We start from the raw sequence: 4211 nt of genomic DNA on the forward strand, positions 1-4211 counted from the left end.
GCCTTCCTGAACGAGGTCAGGAAAGGGCAGGCCGTACTGGCGGAAACGCGCAGCGACCGCGATCACGAGGCGCATATAGGCGCTGGTGAGTTTGTGCAGGGCCTCTTCGTCACCTTCGTCGCGCCAGGCCGTTGCCAGCGCCAACTCCTCCTCGCGTTCGAGCAGCGGAATGGCCATGGCCGCCTTCATGAACTGGCGGTCGGGATCACTGCTTCTGCGCGGAGCGGAGGGGCTGGCCATGGTTGCACCTTTCCTCTGAGCGGCCGTCTTTCTCATTTCGTCAGGCTATACGGTGAACGCCGTTCGCCGGATCACATTCCCGCCGCAATCTGGCTGCGATTGACCGGCGCAACGCGCACAAATGAAAAACGCCCCGCCGGTGAAGCGGGGCGTTCTTGACGCATTGGATGCAGCAGGCCTGAAATCAGGCCGCTTTCTTCTGGAGCGAGGAAGACAGGATTTCGAGAGCCTGCTCGCGATCCACCTTCTCGACAGCTGCCACTTCACGCACCATCCGGTCGAGCGCCGATTCATAGAGCTGGCGCTCCGAATAGGACGGCTCGGGCTGGTCTTCGTGACGGTGCAGGTCGCGCACGACCTCCGCAATCGAGATCAGGTCGCCGGAATTGATCTTGGCTTCGTATTCCTGGGCGCGGCGGCTCCACATGGTCCGCTTCACGCGGGCCTTGCCCCGCAGCGTTTTCAGAGCGTCAGCGAGGATCTTGTCATTGGCGAGCGGGCGCATGCCCGATGCAATGGCCTTGGCGGTCGGTACACGCAGGGTCATCTTGTCCTGCTCGAAGGACACCACGTAGACCTCGATATCGAAGCCTGCGACCGTTTCCTTTTCCACCCCGGTGACACGGCCTACGCCATGCGCCGGATAGACGATGTAGTCACCTTTCTTGAAGGTCTTGTTGTCATTGGCGGTTTTCTTGGTCATCGACACTCTCTTGGCCAGCGCGCACGGACAATCAGGCAGGCGATAATCGTCAATACGATCCCCGCCGGTAAAAACCGGGGGAAGTCGTCATGAAGAATAAAGATCAGATCAACGCAATTTCCCTGACGGGTCCGCTTTGGGCGCGGTTATCGAAGGCGGTCAAGCTACCACAATCGTGACAGAAATTCAATTGCTGCGTTTGCGAATGTTTAACGAGTTCGCCAAACTAGTAAACACAAGGTTAATCGCCGGAGCCCGGCTTCTCGGAGAAGTATTGATCAAGTTTATCAGTGACAGTCTCAAACTCAGCGGCATCCGCAGGTGGGTCCTTGCGCACCGTGATGTTGGGCCATTCTGAAGCAAATTTCGAATTGAGCGCTAGCCACTTGCCGTCCGGGTCATCTTCAGTGTCCGGCTTGATGGCCTCTACTGGACATTCTGGCTCGCACACGCCGCAGTCAATGCACTCGTCCGGATGAATAACCAGCATGTTTTCGCCCTCGTAGAAGCAGTCCACGGGGCAGACTTCCACACAATCGGTGAACTTGCAGCGTATGCAGGCGTCGGTGACAATATAGGTCATGGCGGCGTCATCATTTCCGGTCAGGCGCGAAGCGTTCGGTCGGCGGGCCGGACATGGAACCGGCGCGGTGCTTTGTCAATCACGGGTCTGCGTTGTCAGCGATCCTGTATAGCGTCCGCGCCTCCTCCGGCGGTCCCCGGCGCACGCCCATGGCGCACACTTCGACACGCAAGGGACCGGACTTCAGGGGCAGGGTCAGGATGTCGCCCGGCTGAAGCCGCGCCGAGGCCTTGGTCACGCGCATGACCTGGCCGTGGCGCTCCAGCCTCAAATGGCCTTTGGCCAGGAGATCGCTGGCAATGGCGCGCGATTTGGCGAAGCGCGCGCGGAACAGCCAGACATCAATGCGCACCGGCTCCATTGCTGCATCCATCAGGCGCGCCTGGCTCCCTTGCTCCGCTTGCGGGTCGGCTTGCGCGCTGTGCGCTGACCCGTTGCCCGGCCAGAGGGTGCCGCCGGCAGGTCCAGCGATGCCAGAAGGGCAAACGGGCTGTCCGCACTGACAGGCGATTGCACCGGAGCGGGCGAGGAGGCCCGTTCCTTGCGGGGCCGTCTGCGCGCCCAGGCTTCCGCCTCGCCTTCGCGGGCCTTCTTCACACGCGTATAGCCAAGCGATCGTATCACCGCCGCCATGCCGGCAGCGGGTAGGCCCAGAAGGCTCGACATCGCATCATCTATCGAGAACCAGTGGCGTGGATGGCCCCGGGCTGCTTCGCGTATCATGTCGGCAAGGCGCTCAAGCATGTCGGCGCGTACGGCAAACCCGCCACAGGCGATATAGCCGGCGGCGGCGATGCCGGCCTCGCTCTCGCCCTCCCGAATGGTCAGGCTGACCCGGCCAGGGGGGGCGTGAAAGCGGCCATCGGCGTTGCCGGCATGCACACCTTGCAGGAGCGCGTTGAGGCTGGCCGCACCGGGCTTCAAAAGGCCTGGCAGGAAGACGGCATGCTCTCCGATGCGCACGCCTGCGCTGCGCAACTGGCGGCGTTCATGTGCGGAAAGCTGCGTAATGTCGTTTGCAAGCCCGTGACGGGCCGTCGCGCCGCCTGCCTCGACGAGGCGCCAGGCAATGCCGCGTGCCAGCCCGGTCAGGGCCTCGCCCGTTGTGAGGCGGTTTTTCAGCGAGATGAGGGGCCGCAAGCGTTCCGTGATCCGGTCGGCGACATAACGGTGCAGGCGCTGTACGGCGCGTGAAGCCGCTTCGGGCGAGCCCAGCTCCCCGCCGACAAGGACAAGGTCGGGGTTCAGCCTGTCAGATGAAGGAGCGAGGCGGCCCACCCGTTCACCCTTCCAGCTGACATAGCCGTCTGCATCAAGGTCCAGATCGCCATCGGGTGCGCGGGCAAGCTCGCCGAGGCGCCGGTTGATCTCTGGCCGGACGGCTTTGAGCGCCGCGCCGGTAACGGCGCGCTGGGCGAGCGGTCCAGCTGCCGTGTCGGCGGCAAAGCGAAGACCTTTGAGGCGGCCGACGAAATGGCCCTCGACCGTCACCTCGCCGCGATGATCGACGCCAGCGGCCAAATCTGCCTTGTCGCGCAAGCCCTTGACCAGCGCAGAGGTGCGCCGGTCAATGAAGCGGCTCATCAGGGCTTCATGCAGCGCGTCGGAGAGCGCGTCCTCCACCTCGCGGGTGCGGGCCTGCCAGTGGGCCGGATCGCGCGTCCACCCCGGCCGGTTGGCCGCATAGGACCAGGTGCGCACATGGGCGAGGCGCTGGGACAGGGTGGGGACATCGCCTGCCGTGCCAGAGACACGGGCCAGCTGGCCTTCAAGCCAGGCATCTGGCAGCACACCCTCCCGGCTCATCAGATAGGCGTAGATCTGGCGGGCGAGGCGGGCATGCTCGTCAACGGTCGTCTTGCGGAAATCGGGAATGCGGCAGACATCCCAGAGGGCCGCCAGCCCGCCCTTGGCCCGCGTCCAGCCGCGCACCTCGCTGTCGGCGGCCAGAATGTCGAGCACCTGCTCGTCCATGGCGCCGCGCACCCGTTCCAGCACAGGCGAGGGTGTTGGCTTCACGAGCGTGTTACGCAAGGCCTCGAGCGAGGAGAAGTCCAGCGCGTCATTGCGCCATGTCAGCCTGGTGACGGGCGCAAACTCGTGGTTTTCCACCGCCTCGACGGTCTCCGCGTCCAGCCCGCGTGCATCGCCGGTTTCACCAAATGTCCCGTCGGACCGGAAGCGTCCGGCCCGCCCGGCTATCTGGCCGATTTCCTCAGGCCGCAGGCGCCTGCGCCGGTGTCCGTCGAATTTTGAGAAAGACGCAAAGGCTACATGGTCGACATCCATGTTAAGCCCCATGCCGATGGCGTCAGTTGCAACGAGATAGTCGACCTCACCGGACTGGTAGAGTTCGACCTGAGCGTTGCGGGTCCGAGGGGAGAGCGCGCCCATCACGACCGCCGCGCCGCCGCGCTGGCGGCGGATCAGTTCGGCAATGGCATACACATCCTCCGCCGAGAAAGCGACAATGGCCGACCGGCGGGGCAGCTTGCCGATCTTCTTCGATCCCGAATAGGTGAGGGTGGAGAAGCGCTCGCGCTCGACGCGCTGCGCATCGGGCACCAGACGGGCCAGAACCGGCCCCATCGTCCCGGCACCCAGCAACATGGTCTCTTCGCTGCCACGGGCATGCAGAAGCCGGTCGGTAAAGACATGGCCGCGATCAGGATCGGCCGCCAGCTG

The 4211-nt window shown here is 64.1% G+C and carries 4 protein-coding genes and 1 pseudogene; all 5 read right to left on the reverse strand.

All coding sequences use genetic code 11. The features are described from left to right. Positions 1 to 240, reverse strand: a pseudogene (locus tag ACTS2Z_RS02235) (RNA polymerase factor sigma-32); the annotation flags it as partial. A gap of 184 nt (positions 241 to 424) precedes the next feature. Beyond that, the gene (locus tag ACTS2Z_RS02240; protein ID WP_442571609.1) at positions 425 to 943 is read right to left on the reverse strand and encodes a CarD family transcriptional regulator; all 519 of its coding nucleotides are present in this window, start codon (positions 941 to 943) and stop codon (positions 425 to 427) included. A 241-nt stretch (positions 944 to 1184) separates the two neighbouring features. Next, a complete protein-coding gene (gene fdxA / locus ACTS2Z_RS02245; RefSeq protein ID WP_442571610.1) occupies positions 1185 to 1526 on the reverse strand; it encodes a ferredoxin FdxA in 342 nt (113 codons plus the stop codon). Between the two features lie 79 nt (positions 1527 to 1605). Next, complete coding sequence (locus tag ACTS2Z_RS02250) at positions 1606 to 1899, reverse strand: S4 domain-containing protein (protein WP_442571611.1); 294 nt, start codon at positions 1897 to 1899, stop codon at positions 1606 to 1608. Next, positions 1899 to 4211, reverse strand: a 2313-nt coding sequence (locus ACTS2Z_RS02255) for a helicase-related protein (RefSeq protein WP_442571612.1), incomplete at its 5' end; no start/stop codon positions are given. The genes ACTS2Z_RS02255 and ACTS2Z_RS02250, both read right to left, overlap by 1 nt.

It is taken from the genome of Glycocaulis sp. (genome assembly GCF_052168375.1).
Classification (GTDB): domain Bacteria; phylum Pseudomonadota; class Alphaproteobacteria; order Caulobacterales; family Maricaulaceae; genus Glycocaulis.